Genomic DNA, 1,919 nt, shown 5'->3' on the forward strand with positions numbered 1-1,919 from the left:
CATGTTATTCTCAGTAATCATACTAATAATGGCATTTGGCGTCTTCAATGGATTAATATATGATTATAAGCTTCTCTCATCGCTTTCCCACTTACTTAACAAGAATATAAAGGCAAAACTGATGGGGGGTTCACTTGATTTGTCATTCATTTCATCATTAATACACGGCTCAAAAATACTGAGCGTTTACCTTGATGAGCCGGAGTATGGAAGCACATTCACGGAGGGAGAGAAGGCTACAGTGAAGCTAAGCATGAGCGTCATGGGAAAAAAGGAAATAATGCTTAACATGCGGGTACAGGTAAACGGCAAGCTAGATTCATATATAACTAATAAGCGAATGAAGATAATAATCGAGTGAATAGAGGGCATGCCTCAATAACCGTGAGTCAATGATATTTACTTCGTTATGGCAAACATGGAGGACCATCGTGATCCGGCACGAGTCCNCCTATGNACCCAATTAGTCTTCACCTTACTTTTCCTATCCTCCCACCATAAAGGAACCCACTATTTTTATCAATTTTTCCTAGAACCCAATGATTCTCCATATGTTGATCTCTAGGAAATGGAGGGGGCCGACNACCCACAATNCCAGGGNAGGGGAAGGAACGAGCAGCACCCATGAAAGGGGCGCTAATCCTCTAGGCCTCGGGTAACCCTCGCCAAATGATGGAAAAAAGGTCAGCAGGGGTTTTCTTGTTCATATATAAAGATTTATATAGCTCGGCTTCCTCACATATAATTATGTCCAATGATAAGGTTCACGTGAATGTACAGAATCAGCAGGGCAAGTCAGCGGCGCCCAGCGCGATAAAGTTAAGTAAGACTGATTCATTGAAGAAGGTTAAGTTAAAGATAGCCGTGATGAGCGGTAAGGGAGGCGTTGGCAAAAGCTTTGTGACCATGTCGCTAGCGGTCGGGNTCGCGCTTAGGGGGCTTAAGGTTGGCATACTTGATGCTGATATATATGGACCAACTATACCGAAATTACTTGGATTAACCAATACATCGCTTTACTTAGATGATAAGAGGCAAGTAATAATACCGGCGGTGGGTCCCCTCGGCATTAAGGTTGTCTCCATGGATTTCCTGCTTCCCTCAGAAGAGACGGCGGTAGTGTGGAGAGGCGCATTGGTGGCGAAGGCGGTGGATGATTTCCTCAGCAATGTAGATTGGGGCGAGTTAGATGTTCTACTCATAGATCTCCCGCCGGGAACCGGGGATGCGCCCCTAACTATGGCCCAAATGCTGAGCGATCAAATGACGGGCAGCATAATAGTAACTATACCAAGCGATGTCTCACTCAGGATAGTGAAGAAATCCATAGACTTCTCAAAGAAACTCAAGATACCCATAATAGGGATAGTGGAGAATATGTGCTGCTTCACATGCCCGGAGAGCGGAAAGTCATATAACATATTTGGGAAGAATATAGGGGAGGATATGGCTAAACAAGAGGGATTGAAATTCTTGGGCCGCATACCCATGGATCCCAGGATAAGCGAATCCAACGATGCTGGCGTCCCCTTCCTACTGAAGTACCCGGACATAGAGGCTACCCAGAGCGTTATGAACATAGTTAATGAAGTGCTTGAGATGAATAAAGACAAGTTGAGCGGGCAGCAGAAAAAGACGCTGAGCTTAATGAAGCTGCCCGGGGAAGAAGAGGAGCAGTAATTCCTTCCTAAACCATAAAGCCCCAAATCAACTTATTCACTTGCCGAGGAATGTCTTTAGAAGCGTTATTGCGTAACTTGGCTCCATATCCAAATGCTTCAGAAGAATCAGCAAAAGATTTGAATAGAGGCTGCCACCCATGAAGCCCCTCATTGAGAAATAGGCCGCAGCATCCTCGCCGCACATGGCTACCGCCTCCATTGCTTGAAGTGCGCTCAGCGTTGCATAGACGCCGGCAT

Annotated in this window: 2 protein-coding genes and 1 pseudogene; 2 read left to right on the plus strand and 1 reads right to left on the minus strand. The window is 45.5% G+C overall.

The features are described 5' to 3' along the window. Both AT710_09675 and AT710_09680 read left to right on the plus strand, forming a co-directional pair. On the plus strand, positions 1-361 hold a 361-nt coding region (locus tag AT710_09675; protein ID KUO89971.1), incomplete at its 5' end, for a hypothetical protein. Positions 362-747: 386 nt separating this feature from the next. Next, on the plus strand, positions 748-1,680 hold the full coding sequence (locus AT710_09680; GenBank protein ID KUO89972.1) for an ATPase: 933 nt from the start codon (positions 748-750) through the stop codon (positions 1,678-1,680). Positions 1,681-1,716: 36 nt separating this feature from the next. On the opposite strand, the pseudogene AT710_09685 reads toward AT710_09680, so the two are convergent. Then, positions 1,717-1,919: pseudogene (locus AT710_09685) on the minus strand.

Origin of the sequence: Thermocladium sp. ECH_B, from assembly GCA_001516585.1 — an archaeon.
Classification (GTDB): domain Archaea; phylum Thermoproteota; class Thermoprotei; order Thermoproteales; family Thermocladiaceae; genus Thermocladium.